The 1,567-nt window shown below is 67.0% G+C and carries 1 protein-coding gene; it reads left to right on the forward strand.

From position 1 onward, the window contains the following. Window positions 1-1,567, forward strand: a 1,567-nt coding sequence (locus AAC083_RS18890) for an MMPL family transporter (protein WP_108537424.1), incomplete at both ends; no start/stop codon positions are given.

Here is a 1,567-nt window from a genome sequence, read left to right on the forward strand (position 1 = left end):
CCCATATCAAGGGCTATCAGCCCGAGCTGGCCCCCGCCTGGCAGGGCTATCTGCGCGATCTCGCCTGGCAGCGGATGGATGAAGCGGGCCGGGTCCGGCTGGCGGCTGGCGCCGAGGGCTGGAGCCAATGGGTGCTTGGCCAAATCTACTCGCCCTTTGGCGGCGTTTCCCGCGCCGAGTGGCAGAGCGATCCGCTGTTGTTGACCCGGGCCGGGGTGCTGGCAGAGGCTCGCGGCCCCATGCAACTCAAGGAGGGTTGGCTGGTCAGCCGGGACAAGGCGGGTCGCGACTGGTTCATGGTGCGGGCCGAGCTGGATCTCTCCGCCTTTGATATCCAGCGCAACCAGGGGTTGCTGAGGGCACTCGACAACGCCGAGCACCGGCTGGCCGAAGCCTATCCCGGTGCCGAGCTGCTGCGCCGTGGCACCCTTTTCTACAGCCAGCACGCTAGCAACCTGGCCCAGCAGGACATCTCCACCATAGGGCTTGGCTCCATGATCGGCGTCATTCTGCTTATCTGGGGCGTATTTCGCTCGACCCGGGCGCTGCTGCTCTCCCTGCTGCCCATCTGCGTGGGACTGATGTGGGGGCTGGGCACTGTGCTCATCCTGTTTGGCGAGATCCATCTCTTCACCCTGGTAATCAGCAGCAGCCTCATCGGCATCGCCATCGACTACGCCATCCATTTCCTGTGCGAGCGACGGCTGCACGGCGACGACGAGACGCCGCATCAGACCCGACTACGGCTGTTGCCGAGCCTCTCGCTGGCGGTGCTGACGACCCTGATCGGCTATGGCCTGCTCTGGCTCGCCCCCTTCCCCGGGCTGCAACAGCTGGCGGTGTGCGCACTGGCGGGCCTGTTCAGCGCTTTCATCACTGTGCTCTGTCTGTTCCCGCGCTGGTCGGGCCCCCTGCCGACCCGGCCCCTGCGCAGCCAGCCACTGCTGATGGCCTGGCTCAGTGCCTGGCAGCAGCGTCGCCTGGTGCGCATTGGCCTGCCGCTGCTCTGCCTGCTGCTGGCCACCCTTGGCATCAGCCAACTGCAGGTGGATGACGACATACGCCGGCTGCAACCCTTGCCGGTGGAACTGCAGGCGCAGGAGAACCAGATCAAGGCCCTGACCGGTCAGCAGGGGGGCATGCAGGGTTTTCTGGTGACAGGCACGGATGCCGAGCAGGCGCTGCAACGGCTGGAGCGACTGGATGGCCAGCTGGTCGAGCTTAAAGACAGTGGCGCATTGCGGGACTTTGTCTCCCTCAGTCGCTGGCTGCCCTCGCTGGCGCGGCAGCAGCAGGATGCGGCCGCCATTCGGCCCCTGTTGCCCCAGGTGGTGACCCGACTGCAAGAGGCCGGGGTGCCAATACCAGCAGGGGGGCAAGGGCCCGCCCGTCAGCCTGACTGGTTGACCCCGACAGCCTGGCTGGCCAGCCCGGTCAGCGAGGGGAGCCGTCTGCTGTGGCACTCGCTGGAGGATGGCCGCGTCGCCATCTGGGTGCCGCTGGTCGGGGTGCAGGGCGAGGTCGCCCTGACGGCGCTGGCAGCTGCCGAGCAGGGTATCTACTGGCA

The organism is Aeromonas sp. HMWF014 (assembly GCF_963878295.1).
Classification (GTDB): Bacteria; Pseudomonadota; Gammaproteobacteria; order Enterobacterales; family Aeromonadaceae; genus Aeromonas; species Aeromonas popoffii.